25 protein-coding genes are annotated in these 20,102 nt (G+C 32.1%); 6 read left to right on the forward strand and 19 right to left on the reverse strand.

Going from position 1 to position 20,102, the window contains the following annotated elements; translation table 11 throughout:
- The first annotated feature begins 8 nt into the window (after positions 1-8).
- The 4 genes from OIU83_RS20180 to OIU83_RS20195 are packed head-to-tail and all read left to right on the forward strand — an operon-like array spanning position 9 to position 4,340.
- On the forward strand, positions 9-224 hold the full coding sequence (locus OIU83_RS20180; protein WP_264208069.1) for a DUF350 domain-containing protein: 216 nt from the start codon (positions 9-11) through the stop codon (positions 222-224).
- A complete protein-coding gene (locus tag OIU83_RS20185) occupies positions 217-1,737 on the forward strand; it encodes a polyamine aminopropyltransferase (protein ID WP_264208070.1) in 1,521 nt (506 codons plus the stop codon). The genes OIU83_RS20180 and OIU83_RS20185 overlap by 8 nt, the downstream gene beginning before the upstream one ends.
- The gene (locus OIU83_RS20190) at positions 1,712-3,340 is read left to right on the forward strand and encodes an NAD(P)/FAD-dependent oxidoreductase (protein WP_264208071.1); all 1,629 of its coding nucleotides are present in this window, start codon (positions 1,712-1,714) and stop codon (positions 3,338-3,340) included. The genes OIU83_RS20185 and OIU83_RS20190 overlap by 26 nt, the downstream gene beginning before the upstream one ends.
- Complete coding sequence (locus tag OIU83_RS20195; protein ID WP_264208072.1) at positions 3,318-4,340, forward strand: hypothetical protein; 1,023 nt, start codon at positions 3,318-3,320, stop codon at positions 4,338-4,340. Before OIU83_RS20190 ends, OIU83_RS20195 begins: the two co-directional genes overlap by 23 nt.
- A 115-nt stretch (positions 4,341-4,455) precedes the next feature.
- On the opposite strand, the gene OIU83_RS20200 is transcribed toward OIU83_RS20195, so the two are convergent.
- The 18 genes from OIU83_RS20200 to OIU83_RS20285 form a co-directional block, all read right to left on the reverse strand.
- The gene (locus OIU83_RS20200) at positions 4,456-5,247 is read right to left on the reverse strand and encodes an arylamine N-acetyltransferase family protein (protein WP_264208073.1); all 792 of its coding nucleotides are present in this window, start codon (positions 5,245-5,247) and stop codon (positions 4,456-4,458) included.
- Between the two features lie 29 nt (positions 5,248-5,276).
- Positions 5,277-5,963 carry a DUF6058 family natural product biosynthesis protein gene (locus tag OIU83_RS20205; protein ID WP_264208074.1) on the reverse strand — a complete coding sequence of 229 codons (687 nt, stop codon included), beginning with the start codon at positions 5,961-5,963 and terminating at the stop codon, positions 5,277-5,279.
- Between the two features lie 35 nt (positions 5,964-5,998).
- On the reverse strand, positions 5,999-6,529 hold the full coding sequence (locus OIU83_RS20210; RefSeq protein WP_264208075.1) for a GNAT family N-acetyltransferase: 531 nt from the start codon (positions 6,527-6,529) through the stop codon (positions 5,999-6,001).
- Between the two features lie 15 nt (positions 6,530-6,544).
- Positions 6,545-7,333, reverse strand: coding sequence for a PhzF family phenazine biosynthesis protein (locus OIU83_RS20215; RefSeq protein ID WP_264208076.1), 789 nt, complete (start codon positions 7,331-7,333; stop codon positions 6,545-6,547).
- 173 nt (positions 7,334-7,506) lie between these two features.
- A complete protein-coding gene (locus OIU83_RS20220; RefSeq protein ID WP_264208077.1) occupies positions 7,507-7,869 on the reverse strand; it encodes a glyoxalase superfamily protein in 363 nt (120 codons plus the stop codon).
- Positions 7,870-7,994: 125 nt separating this feature from the next.
- A complete protein-coding gene (locus OIU83_RS20225) occupies positions 7,995-8,504 on the reverse strand; it encodes a hypothetical protein (RefSeq protein WP_264208078.1) in 510 nt (169 codons plus the stop codon).
- A gap of 1 nt (position 8,505) precedes the next feature.
- A complete protein-coding gene (locus OIU83_RS20230; protein WP_264208079.1) occupies positions 8,506-8,919 on the reverse strand; it encodes a tautomerase family protein in 414 nt (137 codons plus the stop codon).
- 2 nt (positions 8,920-8,921) lie between these two features.
- Complete coding sequence (locus tag OIU83_RS20235; RefSeq protein WP_264208080.1) at positions 8,922-9,530, reverse strand: DapH/DapD/GlmU-related protein; 609 nt, start codon at positions 9,528-9,530, stop codon at positions 8,922-8,924.
- 1 nt (position 9,531) lies between these two features.
- Positions 9,532-9,906 carry a DUF1801 domain-containing protein gene (locus OIU83_RS20240; protein ID WP_264208081.1) on the reverse strand — a complete coding sequence of 125 codons (375 nt, stop codon included), beginning with the start codon at positions 9,904-9,906 and terminating at the stop codon, positions 9,532-9,534.
- A gap of 96 nt (positions 9,907-10,002) precedes the next feature.
- Positions 10,003-10,539 carry a GNAT family N-acetyltransferase gene (locus OIU83_RS20245; RefSeq protein WP_264208082.1) on the reverse strand — a complete coding sequence of 179 codons (537 nt, stop codon included), beginning with the start codon at positions 10,537-10,539 and terminating at the stop codon, positions 10,003-10,005.
- Between the two features lie 36 nt (positions 10,540-10,575).
- Positions 10,576-10,938, reverse strand: coding sequence for a hypothetical protein (locus OIU83_RS20250; RefSeq protein WP_264208083.1), 363 nt, complete (start codon positions 10,936-10,938; stop codon positions 10,576-10,578).
- Between the two features lie 113 nt (positions 10,939-11,051).
- Complete coding sequence (locus tag OIU83_RS20255) at positions 11,052-11,552, reverse strand: hypothetical protein (protein ID WP_264208084.1); 501 nt, start codon at positions 11,550-11,552, stop codon at positions 11,052-11,054.
- A 43-nt stretch (positions 11,553-11,595) separates the two neighbouring features.
- A complete protein-coding gene (locus OIU83_RS20260) occupies positions 11,596-12,267 on the reverse strand; it encodes a DUF2625 domain-containing protein (RefSeq protein ID WP_264208085.1) in 672 nt (223 codons plus the stop codon).
- Between the two features lie 10 nt (positions 12,268-12,277).
- Entirely contained in the window at positions 12,278-12,742 is a 465-nt protein-coding gene (locus tag OIU83_RS20265) for a DUF4265 domain-containing protein (protein WP_264208086.1), read from the reverse strand.
- A 28-nt stretch (positions 12,743-12,770) separates the two neighbouring features.
- Positions 12,771-13,292, reverse strand: coding sequence for an SMI1/KNR4 family protein (locus OIU83_RS20270; RefSeq protein ID WP_264208087.1), 522 nt, complete (start codon positions 13,290-13,292; stop codon positions 12,771-12,773).
- 121 nt (positions 13,293-13,413) lie between these two features.
- On the reverse strand, positions 13,414-14,403 hold the full coding sequence (locus OIU83_RS20275; RefSeq protein WP_264208088.1) for an aspartate-semialdehyde dehydrogenase: 990 nt from the start codon (positions 14,401-14,403) through the stop codon (positions 13,414-13,416).
- A 164-nt stretch (positions 14,404-14,567) separates the two neighbouring features.
- Complete coding sequence (mscL, locus tag OIU83_RS20280; protein ID WP_264208089.1) at positions 14,568-14,936, reverse strand: large conductance mechanosensitive channel protein MscL; 369 nt, start codon at positions 14,934-14,936, stop codon at positions 14,568-14,570.
- A gap of 85 nt (positions 14,937-15,021) precedes the next feature.
- A complete protein-coding gene (locus OIU83_RS20285; protein WP_264208090.1) occupies positions 15,022-17,493 on the reverse strand; it encodes a bifunctional UDP-N-acetylmuramoyl-tripeptide:D-alanyl-D-alanine ligase/alanine racemase in 2,472 nt (823 codons plus the stop codon).
- A 324-nt stretch (positions 17,494-17,817) separates the two neighbouring features.
- Here OIU83_RS20285 and OIU83_RS20290 point away from each other — a divergent pair, with 324 nt between their 5' ends.
- Positions 17,818-18,426 (forward strand): hypothetical protein, encoded by a 609-nt coding sequence (locus OIU83_RS20290; RefSeq protein WP_264208091.1) that lies wholly within the window; start codon positions 17,818-17,820, stop codon positions 18,424-18,426.
- Here the strand turns inward: OIU83_RS20290 and OIU83_RS20295 are convergent.
- On the reverse strand, positions 18,421-19,176 hold the full coding sequence (locus tag OIU83_RS20295; protein WP_264208092.1) for a porin family protein: 756 nt from the start codon (positions 19,174-19,176) through the stop codon (positions 18,421-18,423). The two genes, OIU83_RS20290 and OIU83_RS20295, sit on opposite strands and share 6 nt — an antisense overlap.
- A 532-nt stretch (positions 19,177-19,708) precedes the next feature.
- On the opposite strand from OIU83_RS20295, the gene OIU83_RS20300 reads away from it, so the two are divergent.
- Positions 19,709-20,053 carry a hypothetical protein gene (locus OIU83_RS20300; protein WP_264208093.1) on the forward strand — a complete coding sequence of 115 codons (345 nt, stop codon included), beginning with the start codon at positions 19,709-19,711 and terminating at the stop codon, positions 20,051-20,053.
- Positions 20,054-20,102: the final 49 nt, after the last annotated feature.

The raw sequence follows: 20,102 nt of genomic DNA on the forward strand, positions 1-20,102 counted from the left end.
TATAAAGTATGGACTTAATACATTTACAACCTATCGTTAATTCGATCATTTTTTCTCTTATAGGAATCGTAATCTTATTGGTTGCCTATTTCATAATCGAAAAAATTACTCCTGAGAATACCTGGAAAGAGGTAGCTCAGAAAAATAATATTGCTGTTGCAATTGTGTTTGCAGCATTTATCATTGGTATCTCAATGATTATAAGTGCCGCAATTCATGGGTAAAAAGTTTCTTAAATTTGAATTTTTATTGCTGTTTGCAGTATTTATTATTGCTACCTGCGGGCTAGTTTATGAGCTTGTTGCGGGTACTCTGGCTAGTTATTTATTAGGAGATTCAGTAAAACAATTTTCATTTATTATTGGAGTGTACCTGTTTTCAATGGGTATAGGCTCTTTCTTTTCAAAGTTTTTTCATAAAAACTTACTCAATACTTTTGTTGAAATCGAGATATTAGTTGGACTAATTGGCGGATTGAGTTCTGTTGTTTTGTTTTTATTGTTCGAAAGTGTCGAGTATTTTCAATTCGTTTTATATCTCCTTGTTTTTGTAACAGGTTTTTTAGTCGGATTAGAAATACCGTTACTAATGAATATTTTAAAAGATAAAGTAGCCTTTAAAGACTTAGTTTCTAATGTGTTTACTTTTGATTATATCGGAGCTTTATTGGCATCGATACTCTTTCCGTTAGTTTTAGTTCCGAAGTTAGGAATTATGGGGACATCATTATTCTTCGGAATGATTAATGTGAGTATTGCAATTGTTTTGTGTTTTCTTCTAAAAAAAGAATTAAAGAATGGTTATTTCTTAAAAGCAAAAGCAGTTACATCATTTTTGATTTTATTAGGTGTTTTTGTTTTTTCAGATTCTATTTTGTCTTATTCAGAAGGAAAGCTTTATGGAGAGAATATCATTTACACTAATTCAACTCAATATCAGCGTATTGTTCTTACGCATAATAAGAGCGATTATAGGTTGTATTTAAATAACAACCTACAATTTAGTTCTACCGACGAATATCGCTATCACGAAGCTTTAGTTCATCCTGTAATGTCTATTGCCAAAAGTGTAAAACATGTTTTGGTTTTAGGTGGCGGTGATGGTTTGGCAGTACGCGAAATTTTAAAATACAAAGAAGTAGAAAAAGTTACTTTAGTTGATTTGGATGAAGGAATGACAAAGTTGTTTAAAGTCAATAAAATATTAACAGGTTTTAATCAAGGCTCGCTTAATAATCCTAAAGTAACAATCATTAATACAGATGCATACATTTGGGCAAAAAGTTGTCAGGAAAAATTTGATGTTGTAATTATCGACTTTCCAGACCCGTCTAATTATAGTTTAGGAAAGTTATATTCTCTTAATTTTTATCAAACGATAAAAAGTATTTCGCAACCCGATGCAGCTGTTGTCATCCAGACTACATCGCCTTATTTTGCTCCAAAATCATTTTGGTGTATCAATAAAACCGTAATGCAGGTTTTTCCTCAGGTCGATGCGTATCATGCTTATGTACCTTCGTTTGGAGAATGGGGGTATACAATCGCGATTAATGGTTTTGGTACTACTTTTAATCAAGTAATTAGAAAAGCTCTGGGATTAAAATTCTACAATTATCAATTCGATAGATTTAATTATTTTACCAAAGATATGATCTCAAATGAAATTGAAATCAATCGTTTAGACAACCAAATTTTAGTACGTTATTTTGATGAAGAATGGGGAAAACTACAGTAAATCAAGGCGGAATTTTGTAAAAGGAATTGGCGCTTCTTTGTTGTTAATCCCTTTTTTACAATTTTGTTCAGATAAAATAATCCAGTTATTAATTCGGTTGTCGGGAACTAATCATCTTTTAGGACATCGACTTTGGATTAAAGATTTTCCGAAACCAACCAGTCAAATTCATATTCCATATCTTATTGTAGGAGGTGGGATTTCGGGTTTAAGTGCTGCCAGGCAATTTGAGAAAAAAGGAATTTCAGATTTTCTTCTGGTTGAATTAGAAGGACATTTGGGAGGGAATTCTTCCAATGGGGAAAATCAATATTCTAAATTTCCACTTGGAGCGCATTATTTGCCATTGCCTAATTTTAAGGATAAAGAATTATTACAATTTTTAGAAGAAGAGAAAATCATAGTAGGATACGATCAGAAAGGACTTCCCGTTTTTGATGAATTACAGTTGTCTTTTGCTCCAGACGAGCGTTTGTTTTATAAAAATAATTGGCAAGATGGGGTCGTTCCCAAAGAAGGGAATTCTAAAGATCAGGATTTGGAATTAGAAAGGTTTTTTAAATTAATGGATGCTTTTCGGATAGGAAAAGGAAAAGATGAAAAGTACTTATTTGATATTCCTGTTTATCTTTCTTCAAATGATATTGAAACCAGAAATTTGGATAAGATGACCATGAAAGAATGGTTTGAAAAGAATGATTTTAAAACCGAACCTTTATTTCATTATATCGATTATTGTTGTAAAGATGATTTTGGTCTTGGTATAGATTATGTTTCGGCTTGGGCTGGAATCCATTATTTTGCAGGAAGAAAGCAAGATGCTAATTCTGATAAAAAAGAAAGTGTTTTAACCTGGCCAGAAGGAAACGCAAGATTAGCGACTCATCTAAAAAAATACACCGATAAAAAAACATTGAAAAATCATTTGGTTTATGAAGTAAAGACCGAAAACAATAAGGTTATTGCCAAAGTATTTGATGATGTTAAAAAGGTTTCGGTAGAGATTGTTGCAGACAAAGTAATTATGGCAACACCACAGTTTGTAAACCAGTATCTTATTAAAGATCGAAAAGAATATACTAAAGATTTTCAGTACACACCTTGGCTTCTAGCAACTTTAACCTTAACTAATTTATCCGATAATTTTAGTTTTCCTCTTTCTTGGGACAATGTTATTTATGGCGCAAAAGGATTAGGATATGTTTATGATCAGCATCAATCTTTAAACCAGATTCAGACCAAAAAAGTAATTACTTATTATTATAGTTTTTCTTCTTCGGATTTAAGAAAAACGAGAAAAGAACTCTATAAAAAAGATAAAGAGTATTGGAAACAATTTGTCTTAGATGATTTAAAAATAGCACATCCTGATATTGAAAATAGTACTGAAGAAATGGAAGTTTTTTTGTTAGGACACGGAATGGTTAGTCCGGCACCAGGATTTATTTTTGGAGAAGCTAAAAAACAAGCTTCAAAAACTATCCAAAATTCTATCTATTTTGCCCATACAGATTTGTCAGGAATATCAATTTTTGAGGAAGCCTTTCATCACGGAATTAATGTCGTAAATCAAATTTTAGATGAAACAACCTTGGATTCATAAAGCCAAAACTGATCTGATTTTTATCATTGGGCCATCTTTTTTTGTGTTGGCTATTATTTTCTTATTTCAAGATTATATTACTCAAATAGAAAATGAGTATTCGTTTTATACGTGGCTTTTTTTAATCGTTTTTATTGATGTTGCCCATGTTTATGCAACTTTATTTAAAACTTATTTTGTAGCCGATGAATTCAGGAAGAATAAGAAAAGATTATTGCTTTTACCCGCAATTTGTTTTGCTATTGGTATCGTTCTTTTCTCTTTTGGAAGTTTAGTATTCTGGTCCTTTTTAGCTTATGTGGCAGTTTTTCATTTTATAAGGCAGCAATATGGTTTTATGCGATTGTATGCCAGGACAGAAGAGAAAACAAGACTTTCGGTTTGTATAGATAATTGTGCAATTTATGCTTCAACAGGTTATCCGATGTTGTATTGGTTCTTTTCTTCAGAAAGAAAATTCAATTGGTTTGTCGAAAATGAGTTTTTTCGTTTTCATAACACATTCTTATTAGACGTATTATTCTGGATTTATGTCATTATTATAACGATTTACGTAATCTATACGGTTTATAAAAGTATAACGAATAGATTTTTTAATGTTCCTAAAAACGCAATTATTCTAGGAACGGCACTTTCATGGTATTTTGGAATTGTTTATTTTAATGATGATCTTATTTTTACTTTATTAAATGTAGTTTCTCACGGAATTCCTTATATGGCGCTGGTTTACTTTAGAGAAATCGAAAACAAGACAAACACAAACTCGGGAGTTTTTAGTTATTTAAAAAGCTATAACGCAATCTTTATTTATGTGGGGATTTTATTAGTGATAGCATTTACAGAAGAGTTTTTATGGGAGATTTTGGTTTGGAATGATAACTTCTCACTAAAAACGTTTGATTTTTCTAGTTGGCAATTTGTAATTGTCCCGTTGTTAACTGTGCCTCAGTTTACACATTACTTACTCGATGGGTTTATATGGAAGTCTAAGAAATCCTAATCTTGTTATATTGTTTGTTGTGCAACTTGTTGCGTTTCGGTATCAAAATATAAATTTATTAATAGGTTTTTATTTTAATACAAGCCAATCATCAATCATTAGATAGTTTTAATTATTACGACTTTGTCAAATTAAACTCAGTCGCCAATATGCTATCAAGTTTTTCTGGTTCGAAAATATAACTTTGGGCTTTTCCGTTTTCAATAGACTTGAATGTGTTTTTAAATAGTATTTTTTTGCCTAATGCATTTTGTAAAACAACAACAAGATTTTGGGTAAAAAAGGAATCCGGATGGGTGGAATTATAATGATTAGCAGGTTTAAAATCAATCCATTCCTGAGGTGATAAATCAAAAGAATACAAGTCTTTCCATTCGTTATGTAATAAATTTTGCAATATATAATCTCCGTTTTCAGCTTTTGCTATAGCAAAAGTTTCAGAACCTTGTTGTACAGCCGTAGAATCATTTAGTTTTAAAGGCTCTCTTATTCCGTTGCCACCAAAGCCTAAATCGACCAAATATTCTTCGTCTTCAAGAGTTACAATAATTGCTATATGCGTTTTAGGATTTTCAGTAAGAGTTACCAATGGACGAGCGGCAACAAAACGATACGAAATACCCATTTTTTGGAGCATTAGAGCAAACAAACCATTAAGTTCATAACAATACCCACCTCGCTTACGATTAATGAGTTTATCGACAATATCGTTTCCTTGCAAAGAAATGGTTTTTCCTGCCTGAACATCTAAGTCTTCAAATGGTATAGTAAACAATTGGCATTGCATTAATTTACTAATGCTTTTGATATTTGATTTAACATCGCCAACAAAATGTATTCTGTCCAAATAATCTTGTAAAACAAAATTACTTGAATCTATCGGATTTGATTTTGCTTGTTTCGTCATCTCGTTATAAGTTTTAATTAACCGTTTGCTTAATTGTATTTTTGAATTAATTCATCCAGAGAGAATTCTTTTAGTAGTTTGTCGAGATATTTACCTCTACTACTTAATTCTCGCTGATAAGGAGCAAATGAACTTGTAACTTTGTTAAATTCGGTATTCAGTTCCTCTAGTTTTACTTTTTCTTCGGGAGTTAATATTGCAGACTTCTTTTCGATAAAATCAAGGATTCTTTTTACAGCAATTTCTTTTTCGATTATGGCATTTTCGTTATTGTTTATCGTACAAATTCCATAAACACCTTTGCAGTAATAATCCCATTCTTCTTCCAGAGCTTCTTCGGCTTTATTGTGGTCTATTTTCTGATTTTCATCAAAAACATTTCCATAAGCAAATGTTTTATGGTCGTGATTTTTTAAAAGTGATAATAGTTTTTCCTTAAACTTTGTTTTGAATTCGTCAGCGTTTGCATTTTCAGCATTTGCTTTTATAAGTTCCAAAATATTCTTAGGAAAGTATTTTCTTAGGATAGTAGTTTTATGACTATCATTTAAAGAAGAACTTATTGTTATTTCCGAATTTATGATGTAAGACGGTTCAGGTATGAGTTTAGCCTCAATAAGTTGATGTAATTTATCTACAGAAAGTCGTACTGTTCTTGATATTTCTTCGAGTTCAATATAATTTTCTGCAATGTATTTTAAATTTAAATCCGCCATTTTGTTTGGTTTTATCGTTTTATTGCGATTAAAAATTATTCTAAGAAAGCCGCTGGATATTTCACCATTCCGCTTACGCCATCTAATCCATTTTCGGTTAACGAAATTACCATACAGTTTTCTGCAGGAACGTCAAACGGCATTTCGATATTATATTTGTTCGTTAGTTCATATCCAAATCTTGGGTAATAGTTTTCATGACCCAAAAGAATTATCGATTTGTAACCTAATTTTTTTGCGATAGCATGACTTTCTAGAATCAGTTTTGCACCAATTCCTTTTCCTTGAAATTCTGGTTTTACCGAAACTGGAGCCAAAGCAAGAGAATCAAATGTTTGGTCTTTGTTTTCGATTTGTAATTTGGTTAGCAAAATATGTCCAACTATTTCATTGTCGACTTCGGCAACAAGTGATAATTCTGGGATAAATGCATCCGAGTTTCTTAGTTTCTCTACCAGAAATTGTTCTTTATGATCGCTGTGCTCTTCATTTTTAAATGCTTCCTCAATGATTTCAAAAACTTTTGCGTAATCGTCTTTATTTTCTTGGCGTATGGTAACTTCCATGATTGTTTAAATGTTTTATTCTATCCAGCATGTTCCTGTAGAATATGTTTTTGCTTTTCCGCTTATTAAAACTCTTTCGCCGTTATCAACACAATACAAGGTGCCTTCTCGTTCCGATAGTTGTTTTGCATGCATTTCTTTTTTACCAAGTTGTTCGCTCCAATAGGGTATTAACGAACAATGGGCAGAACCTGTAACAGGATCTTCGAGAATAGAGGCTTGTGAGGTAAAAAATCGCGAAACAAAATCGCAATGAGTTCCTTTTGCAGTTACTATAACTCCGCCTGGATCAAGGTTTAATTTATCAAAAGTTTGTCTGTCGATTACGATGTCTCTAATTTCTTGTTCGGTTTCGTAGATTAAAACGTAATCTCTCGATTTTAAAACCGCTTTAGGCTGAATGTTTAATGAATCTCTGATAATCTCCGGAAGTTCACTAGGAACAGGTTTCCTAGACGGAAAATTCAAAGTATACATGTCTTTATCAATAGTTACGATTAATTCACCGCTTAAAGTATCAAATAGGATTGTGTTTTCGGGATAATTAAGAATCGATTTTAAAGTGTGAGCCGTTGCCAAAGTTGCATGACCGCATAAATCCATTTCAATTTCGGGTGTAAACCAGCGTAAGTGAACTCTTTTATCGTTAACAACATAAAAAGCAGTTTCAGGAACGGCATTTTCTTTTGCAATTTTTAAAAGGATTTCGTCAGGCAACCAATTTTCTAATGGAACAACGCAAGCAGGATTTCCTCCGAAGATTTTATCTGTGAATGCGTCTATTTGATATAAGTTTAATTTCATTGTAAGTTAGTTTTGTGTTTTTTATTTAACACATAGAAAGATAGAATGAATTTTCTAAAAAGAGATAAATAAGAAAGCTATGCTTTTTCTCATAGTTACTCTATTGTGTTTTAATGTAAGAGAGAGAAACGACTTCAGAATACATCAATAAACTATGTTTCTATGTGGTGAAATTACTCTCCAGTAAATATTATTTTGTTGCCAAAAGGGTCAATAACTTCTACACAGTAGATTTTTTCGTTCCAGAAAGCTTTTTCAATTCCGGGTTTGTTGTATTTATAGTTTTTCTGAATCAGTTTTTGATGATAGTCTTTTAAACCAACAAAATCTTTAATAATTATTTTTGCTCCAGGCGAACAATCTCCATGATGCTCACTTAAATGAATTTCGATTCCGTCGAGAGAAATGCGAATATATAATGGCGAATTTTCTTCAAAAGTATGTTCGTCAAGAATTTCAAAACCAAGCCAATCAACATAAAATTCGACAGCTTTTTTATAATCAAAAATTCTAAAAATGGGTCTTATAATTGCCATGATTCGTTTTTTAGATGATTAAAATGATGTTTTTTGTTTTCAATGCAGACCTAACAGGTTTCAAAAACCTGTTAGGTCTAATCCTAAATATGCCAATGTTTTATTTACTCTTAATTCAGTATCAATTACTTTTTTCTTTCATTAACAAGAAGCTTTAATGAATTGATATAATCAGTATCAAATTCTATCACTCTTATTTTATTTGGGTTTATACTTAGTTCACCACCAAATTTGCCTCTTGTTTCAAGAAAATCGATAACCAGTTCTTCATCATCCAGTTTTATTAATTTACCTAGATAAACGGATTTTTCAGATTTTTTTGCAATCTGGAAAATCTCATATTTATTTGTTATAAAGGTAAGTATAGAAGATAAATCTCGTAGCGGAATTATTTCATCTGAGTTGGTTTTTAAGCCTTTCAATCTAATTACACTTTCTGTAAATACATTATCGCTATCTCGAGTAATAGACTGTATATTTTTGTTTTTCAAAATTACATAACCATCAATTATAAAGTCAACGGGATTGTTTTTGATTAAAATCCAATCGTCGGTATAATCAATAAGAAAACCAGTGAATATTTCTTTTCTGTCTTCAAATTCGATTGAAATTAATTGTCTTAGGTAATTGTCCATTTTATTGATTGTTACTTAATTGCTTTAAATGCTTTGGTTCCTGAATTTCACCATTTCCAAACGACCAGTTTTCACCACCATTATTTTCCAGTAAAATTATAATAATATCACTTTTTAAAATCTCGGTTGTACTCGAAATTCTAGTTGCAATCGGAGCATATAATTTTGTTTTTTGCTCTTTTGTTCTTCCTTGTCCAGCGGTTATTTGAACATAAATAATGTTTTCTGAATGGGTAATGCCAAGATAACTCTTCGGAAATTTAATCTGAGAGGTTTCTAGTTCTTCGATTACATGAAAATAATCATCTTGCGGAATATTGAATTCCTGAATTAATGATTCATGTATCGAGATTGAAATGTTCTCTTTGGTTTCTTGCGATAATTTTTTTGGTAAACTTATTCTAACAAATGGCATAATTATCCTTTTACTTGTTCAATTAATTCGAGTCTTTTTACAATTGTGTTTTTCTTTAATATCGTTCCGGGCGATAATACGGCGTTTGCCCCAATCTTGGAATTATCTCCAACCAATGAGCCAAATTTTTCACTTCCTGTTTCGATAATTTCATCATTATACAAAACCGAAATCTTCTTTATCGCTCTTTCGTTATAATGATTGGCAGCGATAGAACCTGCTTCAAAATTGATATTGCTACCAATGATACTATTCCCGATATAATTAAAATGCGCAACAGCTGTTAAAGAGCATATAATGCTATTTTTAATTTCACAACCGGGACCTATTTTTACGGAATTCCCAAGATAAACACCTTCTCTAAAATAAGCATGTGCACCAACATAACAATTCTCACCAATAATTGCTGGCGATTTTATAGTAACACCATTTTCGATTGTTGCGGTTTTATGAATAGCAACGTTGTCTTTTATGGTGTAATTGTCGTCGAGTGTTAGAATTGTTTTTTTTATAATTTCCTTAAGATTATCGGTAATATTCCAAGGTTGTAAGTTGGTCAGGTTTGAGAATAGTAAAGAAAAATCGTTTATATAATCATCAATATGTATCATTTCAATCTAATTTATTTTTGATTTCTCCACTTTTGTAAAGGTCAACTGCTTTCTTTAAAATTGACTTTAGGGTGTCTATTGGTAAATCTTCGTTTGGGTCAAGTAACATTGTTTTCATCCGCGAGCGTTTTCCGGCTATTAATTCAGGATTATCAAAGTGTTTTCCCTCGACGATTCCGAGATAAGGTTTGTTATTTGTTTTATGAACCCACAAATAGCAAAACATCTTTCCTTTATAACAGAAAAAAGGCATGTCATATTTTAAAGTATGGGTGATTTCAGAATCTTGCGAAAGAATAATTTGTCGTAATGCAAGCAAACAACCTTTATTAGGTTCTTCTTGTTTTAGGTAGAAATTATCAAGTTCTAAACTCATTTTGTGTTTTTGTTTTATCTGTGGTGGGGAAATTAACCGCAAAGGTCACAAAGATTTACGCAAGGTTCACAAAGTTTTTTAATCCTTTCAATCCTTTTAATCTGTGGCAGAAAAATCAATAATCAATTTCATCATTATATCTGTTTGCGGATCATTTCCTAATTTAAAAATGTGTTTGTCAAATTCGACAAAGCCATTTTTTTTATAAAAAGCCAATGCTCTATGGTTTTCTTCCCAAACGCCAAGCCATACATAACCTACTTTTCTTTCTTTGGCTATTTGTAGTGCTTTGTCATACAAAAGTTGTCCGACCTTTTTTCCTAAGAATTCTCTCGAAACATAAATACGTTCTATTTCTAAGGCATTATTGTCTCCCAGTTCAGTTTGTGCTTTTCCTGAGTTCATCTTTAAATACCCAATAACTTCATCATTCAATACTGCAAAGAAGAATTTAGAATCTGGATTTTCGATTTCATTTTTAAGTTTATCAAAGGCAAAACTACTAGACAGATAACTGTTCATGTTTTCCTCAGTATTAGGTAATGAAAAAGTTTCTAAGAAAGTTTGTCTCCCGATATTTTGCAGCTTTTCAATATCTGCAATTGTTACTTTTTCGATTCTAATAGATTCCATGGATTGGTGATAAATTTTTTTTTACTAAATTAATATTTATTCCTCTTTTCTCCAAAGCAAGAATTCTTCATTATCTGTGCTTGACATTGAATAAATGAAGTTTTCAAAATTAAAATTTTCATATTTTGACACGATATCATAAACTCTTTCGAATCCTTTTGATCCTTGAGGAATTAAACAACCAGAATTCTTGCCAATTAATGCTAGCCAGACATCAGGAGCAAAAGGACCTTCATCAGTATTTATCAATTTTATTGCCTCAATATCTTTCCATAAAATCTCCTCTGTTTTTCTTCTGGGATGTTCCACTTTTATGGATTCTTCGGTTGTTGTTATATGATATTCATCCTCAGGGTTTTTAGGTTCTGATTTTCCAAATAATCTGTCAAGTATTCCCATAGTTTAGATTTAATTTCTTTTTTAAATAAAAGATAATGTGAAAATTTTCTGTATTCCTAAGAAATGTTTGAAGATCACAATGCTTATTTGCGATACATTAAGTGAATTATAAGCTACTCAAAACGCCAATTTTCTAATGCTAATGTAATGATTACATCTGGCCAAGTTTCATAATTAACCAAATTAGGCAGTATGGGGATTATACTTGTTGATATCCATTTATCATGTCCTATAATATACATTGATGCATCGTAATTAAGTTTCTTATTAAATGGATTTGTAACCTTTAATAACATTTGTTTATTTGTCCTGTCTGTTGCGTTTTGGGAAAAATCAATTTCGATTGTTCTTTTTGGATTTAGGTTCTTATTAACTACTGTCATCGAATAAATAGAATTGTCCTTTATTATTGTTTCGATATATAATTTTTCGGAAGGGTATATTTGAAGAACTTTTTCTTTAACAAAATAGGGCGAATTGGGAACTTGCATAGTATAATTATTTTTAGCATCTGCGATTAGTTCCAATTTAAAAGAATCTCTATTGGTTTTTGTATTCTGTGAGTTGCATACAACGAATAATAAAATAGCAAAAAGTGTAAATGTTTTTCTCATTTTAGAAAGAATAATTATTAATAAACCCGATTGAATATAAATTTTATTCTGTCAATTGCTTTTTCATTTCAATATTAAAACTGAATTGTTCTTCAACTGGGATTTCTCTACGGCTATTTTTGTTTATGTCTTTGCCTTCTTTACTCCAAAGAAAGGGTTGAAAATTAAAAACCTTATTTCCATCTAATTTAGAAACTTCAGCTTTCCAGTTTTCCCATCTTTGATTTCTATAAAATTCATCCAAATCATTATTAAAACAAAACAATAAAAACTCGCTGTATGTTATTTCTAGTGGCTCATATTCTAGATTGTCTGGAGCGAAATAATATATATTTCCCAAATCACTTCCTAAATCTCCTCCATTCAAAATAAAAAATCCTCCAATAGCATCATCAGCAATTAATAATAATCTCGGATTTTCGCCAAACTCCTCCGTAAATTTCCCGATATTCCAATCGGGTAACGAACGATTTAGTTTTTCATTTCCTGAGCCAAGGATTCTAATCCAGCCATTATCAACTAATATTCCTCCTGTACTGAAAATAATAGCACCCATTGGGGAACGTGTAGAAACCTGAGTTTTATATAATGCCTCTTTTGCCTTTGCATCATCAACTGCTAGGATTTCTATTTTGTTTTTGGCATCATTAATCCACTCGGTTACAATCTCCCAACCTGGATCTTCTTTATTTATTAATTCTTCTATGTTTTTCATTTGTCGATTTTTAATACCAATGATTATCTGACAAATCGGGTTCGGCATAACTTATAATCTTGTTATCTTCTAACTCAATTAGTTTTTCTCTTATTGGTTCATATTTTACGGTAGCAGGAATCTGTACCACAAAATAGTCATCATTAAATTTTTCAGACTCACAACCGAGTGTGTTGAATATTTCACGTAAATCGTTGGCTAGGATGTTTTTGTCCAATACAATAACTTGAATTGTAGAATTTCCCGAGTGTTCAATTGTTTCTCGGTACGTTAATTTTTGTTCTTTCTCATCAAATTCTGCAAACACAACATCTTCGAAAGAAACGGGTGCGTAAAACGGAATGTTATCTAGTTTGTATAATCCTTTTTCGGCATCTACAATGGTTGCCCATAATGTTTCTACAGCTGGTTCGTTAAGGACATTGCTGAAAAATCTAAAAAGTATTTTGACATAATTGTCTTGTTCTTGAGTCATTTTATTTAAATGCTATGGTATTATTATATTATAATTTGTCTCCCCATTCACTAGGGTCAAAAGGTTCGAATTCTCTTTCGGAAAATGCATCGGTTAAAATTCCCGAGGAACACAACCAAGTTATGGTTTCTTCTAGATTTTTTCCTGCTTTGTATATCTTTCCGCTATTTCTTGGCAAAACGTAATATTCGTTTTTATAAAGAATAATTTCATCTCCATCAAATGTATCTCCAATTCTTACAGTCCCAAAGCCTCGGGATAAAACTTCTTCTTTTGTCAAAACATCCTTTCCTTCATCCCAAAACCAATATTCGGTAAGTCGGTTTTTCCACTCATCGATGGTTACTATTATTGTTTCAGGAAGATATATCCTTACATATGTTCCGCCAAGAATTCCGCTTCCGTAGGTTAAAACATATTCTTTATAATCATCATCAAAACTAATGTTTAGTGTTTGCTCACAAGCTTCAATGTCTTCATATTCAGCAAGGAACAAGTCGGTTTTGTTAGTGTTGTAATTCGGAATTACTTTATAATTATCGAAGTTCATGCGTTTTGTATTTTTAATAGCTAAGATATGGCTTTTTTATTGTTGAGAATAAAGTTTTTATGTGAAAAAGCCGCAATCACAATTTGTAATTACGGCTTTTGTTGAAATATAATTATGGGTTTTATACCAGTTTTGCAGCAATAAGATATTCAGCAATCTGGATTGTATTTGTTGCGGCACCTTTTCTTAAGTTATCAGCAACAATCCACATGTTTAAAGTGTTTGGTTGGCTTTCGTCACGACGAATACGACCTACAAAAACATCATTTTTACCTTCGGCATAAAGAGGCATTGGGTAGGTGAATGTGTCGATGTTATCCTGAACGGTAACGCCATCGGTATGATGTAAAATTTCGCGTACTTCATTTACATCAAAATCATTTGTAAACTCTACGTTTACGGCTTCACTATGACCACCAACAACAGGAACACGAACCGCAGTTGCTGTTACAGCGATAGTGTTGTCGCCAAGGATTTTTTGTGTTTCACGAACCAGTTTCATTTCTTCTTTGGTATATCCATTTTCTTCAAAGCTATCACAATGAGGTATAGCGTTTCTGTGAATAGGATATTTATAAACCATTTCGTCTTTTATTCCAGCGTATTCATTCTCTAATTGTTTTACTGCTTTTACACCAGTTCCTGTGATAGATTGGTAAGTAGAAACAACAATTCTCTTAATGTTATATTTTTTGTGCAATGGAGCCAATGTTAGAACCATCTGGATAGTCGAACAGTTTGGGTTTGCTATAATTTTGTCTTCTTTGGTTAATGTAGAAGCATTAATTTCTGGAACAACTAATTTCTTTGTAGGATCCATTCTCCATGCCGATGAGTTATCGATAACAGTTGTTCCTGCTGCTGCAAATTTTGGTGCCCACTCCAATGAAGTTTCTCCACCAGCCGAAAATATTGCAATATCAGCTTTCAGGTCTACTGCGGTTTGCAATCCAACAACCGTATAATTTGTTCCTTTATATTCGATTTGTTTTCCAACTGATTTCTCAGATGCAACCAAAATTAATTCTGTAATAGGGAAATTTCTTTCTGCCAACACTTTTAGCATTACTTCGCCAACCATACCGGTAGCGCCTACAATCGCTATTCTCATTTTTATATTTTTTATTATGAATATTTATTATTTAAAATGCAAAAATAGGTATAATGGAGATTAAAACAAGCGCGTTCACAAAAAATAACAAAAAGTTATATTTGTAACAAAAAAGAAAAACCGTTCAGATTTTGAACGGTTTAGTTAGACAATAGTGTAGCGGATTATTTTTTTAATAAATCTCTAATTTGTGTCAATAATTCTTCTTGCGTAGGTCCAGCTGGTGCAGGAACATCTTTTTTCTTAACATGATTTATACCTTTGATTATCAAGAATAGTACAAATGCAACAATTATAAAGTTAATTACTGCCGAAATGAATAAACCATATTTTACACCTCCAAAAGCGGTTAACTGTTCGATTGAAGATAAATGCGCAGCATCCAATGCCGGCTTTAATATCAATGGTGTAATAACATCTTCGATAAACGAGCTTACAATTTTACCAAAAGCAGCTCCAATTATGACTGCGACAGCTAAATCTACCACGTTGCCTTTTACTGCAAATTCCTTAAATTCAGATAACATTCCCATAATTAATATAGTTTTAGTTTAAAATTTTTCTTACCTCGAAAATAAGTAATATTTCGCACATTTTAACATAAATTGGCATAAAATATTACTGGCGGAAGAATACGCGCTTCACACGTTGCGAAATACTTGTTAGGATTTCATACGGAATCGTGCGTAATTCTTGTGCCATTTCGACTACAGTCGGGCTTTCGCCAAAGATGATTACATCGTCACCTTCTTTACAGTCAATAGCACTTACATCGACCATAAGCATATCCATGCAAACGTTTCCAACAATTCGTGCTTTTTGACCTTTTATAGTTACAAAACCTACTCCGTTGCCCCAAAGTCTGGCTATTCCGTCGGCATAACCAATTGGGATTGTCGCAATTCGGGTTTCTTTTTCGGCCATAAAACGACGCCCATAACCTACACTGTCGCCGGCAGGAATAGTTCTTACTTGCGAAATAATCGATTTTAATGTGCTTACGTTTTCCAGATATTTTTGCTCTGCAGGATCATTCGAAACTCCATATAAACCAATTCCCAAACGTACCATATTATATTGTGCCTGTGGGAAATTGCTAATTCCAGATGTATTAAGGATATGACGAATCGGGTTAATATCTAATGCTGCCAATAATTTTGAAGACAGTTTTTCGAATAAGGCGATTTGAGAAAGAACAAAATCAAAATGCTTCTCTTCATCACTTGTCGCCAAATGTGATAATACACTTTTTACCTCAACGGTTGTATTTCCTTTTAAAGTTGCAATTAACTCATCGAGGGTATTGGCTTCAAAACCCAATCGGTGCATTCCTGTATCTAGTTTTATATGAATCGGGAAATGATGTAAATTTTTCTCTTTTGCAATTTTTAAAAAAGCGTTCAAGCCTTTCAAGCTGTAAATTTCGGGTTCCAGTTGATGCTGAATAATAGCAGAGAAACTAGTCGATTCGGGATTAAGCACCATAATAGGGAGTTTTATACCGCCGTTTTTAAGTGAGATTCCTTCATCGGCAAAAGCCACACCAAGGTAATCTACCTTATGATGTTCTAATAATTTGGCGATTTCCAGTCCGCCATTACCATAACTATATGCCTTAACCATCACCATCATTTTGGTGGTTGGGTTTATTTTGGATTTAAAGAAATTAAGATTATGACCAATAGCGTTGAGGTTAATTTCCAGAATTGTTTCATGGGTTTTTTCTTCGAGTAACGTCACAATTTCTTCAAAATGGAAGGAACGCGCTCCTTTTATAAGAATGGTTTCATTTTCAAAATCAAGCGATTCATAATGTGCAATGAATTCGGCTGTGTTTGGAAATGTAATGCAATTGAAAAATTTATCTTTATATTCTGTAATGGTCGAGCCAATACCAATAACACGACTTATTTTATTGGTCTCGATAAGTTGTGCTACTTTCGAGTATAGTTCTTCATTAGAAAATCCACTCTGAAGAATATCGGATAAAATCACGGTTTTCTTCTTGAATTTATGTTGACTTTCCAGAAAATCCAATGCAATTTTTAGGGATTGAAAATCCGAACTATAACTATCATCAATTATACTACAATTGTTGATTCCATTTTTTACTTCCAGGCGCATTTCTACCGGATACAATAAATGCATTCGGTTTTGGATCGTAGCCGAATCGTATTTTAAATACAATAAAACCATCAGTGAAGAAATCGCATTTTCTATCGAAGCATCATCCTGAAACGGAATCGTAAATTCGTTTATTTCGTCCTTGTATTCATATCGAATCAGTGTGTTTTCGTTATGAGTTTCTTTTTTAGAAATGAAAACATCGGTTTTTTTATCAGTAAAACTCCAAGAAAATAACGCTCTGGAATCCAGTAAATATTCAGCAGCAAATTGAGTTAAACAAGAATGAACAACATCATTTTTTTGATAAATAATTACAGGAGTTTCTTTAAATAAAAGTAACTTTTCGTCTATCTTTTGTACAAGATTTAAAAAACCTTCGTCGTGAGCCGAACCAATATTGGTAAGAAGTCCGATAGTAGGTTTGATGATTTTTTCTAGTTTATCCATTTCTGAAACCGTCGAAATTCCAGCTTCAAAAATACCCAGATTGTGTTTTTCATTTATGGCAATAACCGAAAGCGGAACACCAACCTGAGAATTGTAGCTTTTTGGGCTTCGAATGATATTATAGTCGGGACTTAGTAAGAAGTTAAGCCATTCTTTTACAATCGTTTTGCCGTTACTTCCGGTTAATCCGATAATAGGAAAATTAAAATGACTACGATAATAGCCGGCAACAGTTTGTAATGCCGTTAATGCGTTTTCGACAACTATATAATTGGCTCTTTGTTTATATTTTTCGGGGATTTGAGTTACTACAAAATTCTGAACACCTTTCTCGATTAACTCCGGAATATAGTCGTGAGCATTATTATTAGGTCCGCTTAAAGCAAAAAATAAACTTTTCGGACCATTTTGTAACGAACGGCTATCGATAGAAATATGGTCGATGTTTATATCGGAATTCCCTCCAAGCCATTGTGCATGAAGGATCTGAATTATATTTTTAAGATTTATTGGCATTATATAGTGAAATGTTTTGTGTTGAAATGTAAAACGCAAATTGATGATAAATATGATTTAGAAATCATGATATAATTTGAAACATTAAAGGTAGAAAAGAGTTTTTAATATTTTCTTAAAAATGCAAAGATTGTCTATAAGAGGAACGCGGATATAGGTAGATTTTGAAAACAATAAAAATAAAAAAATCCGTTTTTATCTGCGTTTTCGCCTTGGCGAATCTGTGTCATCTGCGGTCCATTTTTAGTTGCTGTTAAAATTTTGAGCATTTTATAGAAAGTCATATATTTTTTTATATTTGTTTGAGACAATAAAACCAAGCCGTTGAAAAAAAATCTTCCTATATTTTCTTATTTATTTCATCCATTATTTATTTCGATGTATGCCAGCTTGTTTTATCTTTTTTTTAAAGGTGATGCATTTGTTAATCAGGAGAAATTCTTTATCCTTTTTCAGATATTGATTATCACGGTTTTGGTTCCTATGTTGTTCTTTTTACTGCTTCGTTCCACAGGAAATGTAGATTCGGTTATGATTCATGAAACTTCACAGCGAAAGATTCCGCTGGTACTTCATTGCTTTTTAATTATTTTATTAGTGAAACGTAGTGTAGTAATTGTACGTTATCCAGAGTTGCATTTCTTTTTTTTAGGTGCATTGTTTAGTACAATAATCGCACTGGTTTTGTCATTTTTTAAAATAAAGGCAAGTCTGCATATGATCGCCATTAGCGGGTTAACGATATTTGCTATTGGTTTAAGTCGACACCTTCAAGTGCCAAATATGATATATTGGGTCGCTTTTTTTATTTTAATCAATGGTTTTGTCGCTTCATCCCGTCTGGAAATGAATGCACATACCAATAAAGAACTTGTTATAGGATTGCTGATAGGAGTAATTCCGCAGTTACTATTTGTGTTTTTTTGGCTATAGGATATAAAAAATAATACCAATATTCATCGTTCTCATATCAATGGTTTCTGTAGGTGTTTTGGCCGATGATTTAAATAATGGTTTTAAGCCATAATAAGCATAGAAATTCCAAGTGTTGAAACCAGATGAAATATACACACCGTATTGAAGTTTCTCGAAATCCTGATTGTTTTTAATAACAACTTTTTGATCGGAATCTTTATAAACTGATCGGTCAAATAGGACATAACTAAATTTTATACCACCGTAAATCCTCCAAAATTTATAGCTTTCGAATGTTGAAGTTCGCCATCTGAATTCTATTGGTAAATCGACTAAATACTGAGTGAATTTATTTGTACTAACATCAGAATAGCTTACAACATTATAAACAGGAGCATCACTTGTACCTGTTATACCAAGATTCTGAAAGTAATTTTTATAGCTAAAACCTAAACCTGCAGCAATTGCAACGTTTCTATTTTTATTGATAGGCATATCTCTCAAGAAACCAAAACTTAATCCCGCCGAAAACTTTTTTTGAGATAATCCGTCCGGACCTTTATTTAATGCGTTATAGGTAACAGCAAAATAAAACTGATCTTCTCGGTACAGAGAATCAATCTTTACTTTTGGAGTTTCTGTAGCAGGAGCTTTCTCTTCCTGAGAAAAAACATTCAGAAACGATACTAAAAATAAACAACTAAAAAATAATCGCATTTTGGATTTTGGTTTTAATGATTGTTCCAAGAATATATGTGGTTTTTGCATTTTGATATTTACCTTACAAATATAAGATTTTGAGGGTTTCGGTTGTGGTTTGATTGTGGTTAATTTTTTAGCCACGAATTACTCGAATTAACACGAATGTTTTGTTGAGAGTAAAAACTACATATATAGTATTTAAACTCAAAATACAAATAAGCCACAATATTGAGGAAAAGCTTTGCGCTCTTTGCGTAAACCTTTGTGTTCTTTGCGGTTAATTTTTTTTGCCACAAACACAATCTTGTCACCCTGACATAGGAAGGGTCTCATCAAGTAGCTCGACAAAGATTATGGTCCTTCGACTCCGCTCAGGATGACAAAATTGAGGAGAAGCTTTGCGACCTTTGCGTAAACCTTTGTGTTCTTTGCGGTTAATTTTTTTTGCCACAGATTAAAGGATTAAATAGATTTCAAAACCTTGCCATCTTTGCGGTTAAAAATATTTCCGGTTAATTTTTTATCTTTAATTATAGTTTTTTAATGAAACTCCTGTAGATTTCATTTCGCTTATATGTTTTTTATACCTTTGCAAAGCATGAAAAAGAAGCAGCTCATATTAAGTATTTCTTTGACGATGACAGTATTGTTCTCAATGCTGTTTCAGTCATTTCATAGTTATGAGCATATTGTACAGGAATTTTCAGTAAAACAATGCCATCACGAATATAACGTAACAAATACCGAAATAACGCATCAGCATCATAATTTCGATTATTGTTACATTTGTCATTTTGCTTTAAGCACCTATATTACACCTGAAAAATTCACTTTTCAGTTACCTACTTTTCATGAAGAAATTCCTTATTTCTTTACATTTTCGGAAATTTCTATTTCTTTTTCTGGAAGTTTATATTCCCTCCGAGGCCCGCCTGTAGTTTAATATTATCTGTATTCTGATATTTTCGGAAACAACATATTTATACAGTTTT

The organism is Flavobacterium shii, from assembly GCF_025847235.1.
Lineage (GTDB): Bacteria > Bacteroidota > Bacteroidia > Flavobacteriales > Flavobacteriaceae > Flavobacterium > Flavobacterium shii.

Excerpts from the sequence above, each read along its gene's own strand:
- OIU83_RS20195 (WP_264208072.1), top strand. The coding sequence starts at position 3,318 with ATGAAACAACCTTGGATTCATAAAGCCAAAACTGATCTGATTTTTATC.
- OIU83_RS20285 (WP_264208090.1), bottom strand. The coding sequence starts at position 17,493 with ATGCCAATAAATCTTAAAAATATAATTCAGATCCTTCATGCACAATGG.
- OIU83_RS20220 (WP_264208077.1), bottom strand. The coding sequence starts at position 7,869 with ATGGCAATTATAAGACCCATTTTTAGAATTTTTGATTATAAAAAAGCT.
- OIU83_RS20235 (WP_264208080.1), bottom strand. The coding sequence starts at position 9,530 with ATGATACATATTGATGATTATATAAACGATTTTTCTTTACTATTCTCA.
- OIU83_RS20200 (WP_264208073.1), bottom strand. The coding sequence starts at position 5,247 with ATGACGAAACAAGCAAAATCAAATCCGATAGATTCAAGTAATTTTGTT.
- OIU83_RS20225 (WP_264208078.1), bottom strand. The coding sequence starts at position 8,504 with ATGGACAATTACCTAAGACAATTAATTTCAATCGAATTTGAAGACAGA.
- OIU83_RS20265 (WP_264208086.1), bottom strand. The coding sequence starts at position 12,742 with ATGACTCAAGAACAAGACAATTATGTCAAAATACTTTTTAGATTTTTC.
- OIU83_RS20240 (WP_264208081.1), bottom strand. The coding sequence starts at position 9,906 with ATGAGTTTAGAACTTGATAATTTCTACCTAAAACAAGAAGAACCTAAT.
- OIU83_RS20275 (WP_264208088.1), bottom strand. The coding sequence starts at position 14,403 with ATGAGAATAGCGATTGTAGGCGCTACCGGTATGGTTGGCGAAGTAATG.
- OIU83_RS20270 (WP_264208087.1), bottom strand. The coding sequence starts at position 13,292 with ATGAACTTCGATAATTATAAAGTAATTCCGAATTACAACACTAACAAA.
- OIU83_RS20245 (WP_264208082.1), bottom strand. The coding sequence starts at position 10,539 with ATGGAATCTATTAGAATCGAAAAAGTAACAATTGCAGATATTGAAAAG.
- OIU83_RS20215 (WP_264208076.1), bottom strand. The coding sequence starts at position 7,333 with ATGAAATTAAACTTATATCAAATAGACGCATTCACAGATAAAATCTTC.
- OIU83_RS20185 (WP_264208070.1), top strand. The coding sequence starts at position 217 with ATGGGTAAAAAGTTTCTTAAATTTGAATTTTTATTGCTGTTTGCAGTA.
- OIU83_RS20180 (WP_264208069.1), top strand. The coding sequence starts at position 9 with ATGGACTTAATACATTTACAACCTATCGTTAATTCGATCATTTTTTCT.
- OIU83_RS20255 (WP_264208084.1), bottom strand. The coding sequence starts at position 11,552 with ATGAGAAAAACATTTACACTTTTTGCTATTTTATTATTCGTTGTATGC.
- OIU83_RS20205 (WP_264208074.1), bottom strand. The coding sequence starts at position 5,963 with ATGGCGGATTTAAATTTAAAATACATTGCAGAAAATTATATTGAACTC.
- OIU83_RS20190 (WP_264208071.1), top strand. The coding sequence starts at position 1,712 with ATGAAGAATGGGGAAAACTACAGTAAATCAAGGCGGAATTTTGTAAAA.
- OIU83_RS20250 (WP_264208083.1), bottom strand. The coding sequence starts at position 10,938 with ATGGGAATACTTGACAGATTATTTGGAAAATCAGAACCTAAAAACCCT.
- OIU83_RS20260 (WP_264208085.1), bottom strand. The coding sequence starts at position 12,267 with ATGAAAAACATAGAAGAATTAATAAATAAAGAAGATCCAGGTTGGGAG.
- mscL (WP_264208089.1), bottom strand. The coding sequence starts at position 14,936 with ATGGGAATGTTATCTGAATTTAAGGAATTTGCAGTAAAAGGCAACGTG.
- OIU83_RS20230 (WP_264208079.1), bottom strand. The coding sequence starts at position 8,919 with ATGCCATTTGTTAGAATAAGTTTACCAAAAAAATTATCGCAAGAAACC.
- OIU83_RS20300 (WP_264208093.1), top strand. The coding sequence starts at position 19,709 with ATGAAAAAGAAGCAGCTCATATTAAGTATTTCTTTGACGATGACAGTA.
- OIU83_RS20295 (WP_264208092.1), bottom strand. The coding sequence starts at position 19,176 with ATGCAAAAACCACATATATTCTTGGAACAATCATTAAAACCAAAATCC.
- OIU83_RS20210 (WP_264208075.1), bottom strand. The coding sequence starts at position 6,529 with ATGGAAGTTACCATACGCCAAGAAAATAAAGACGATTACGCAAAAGTT.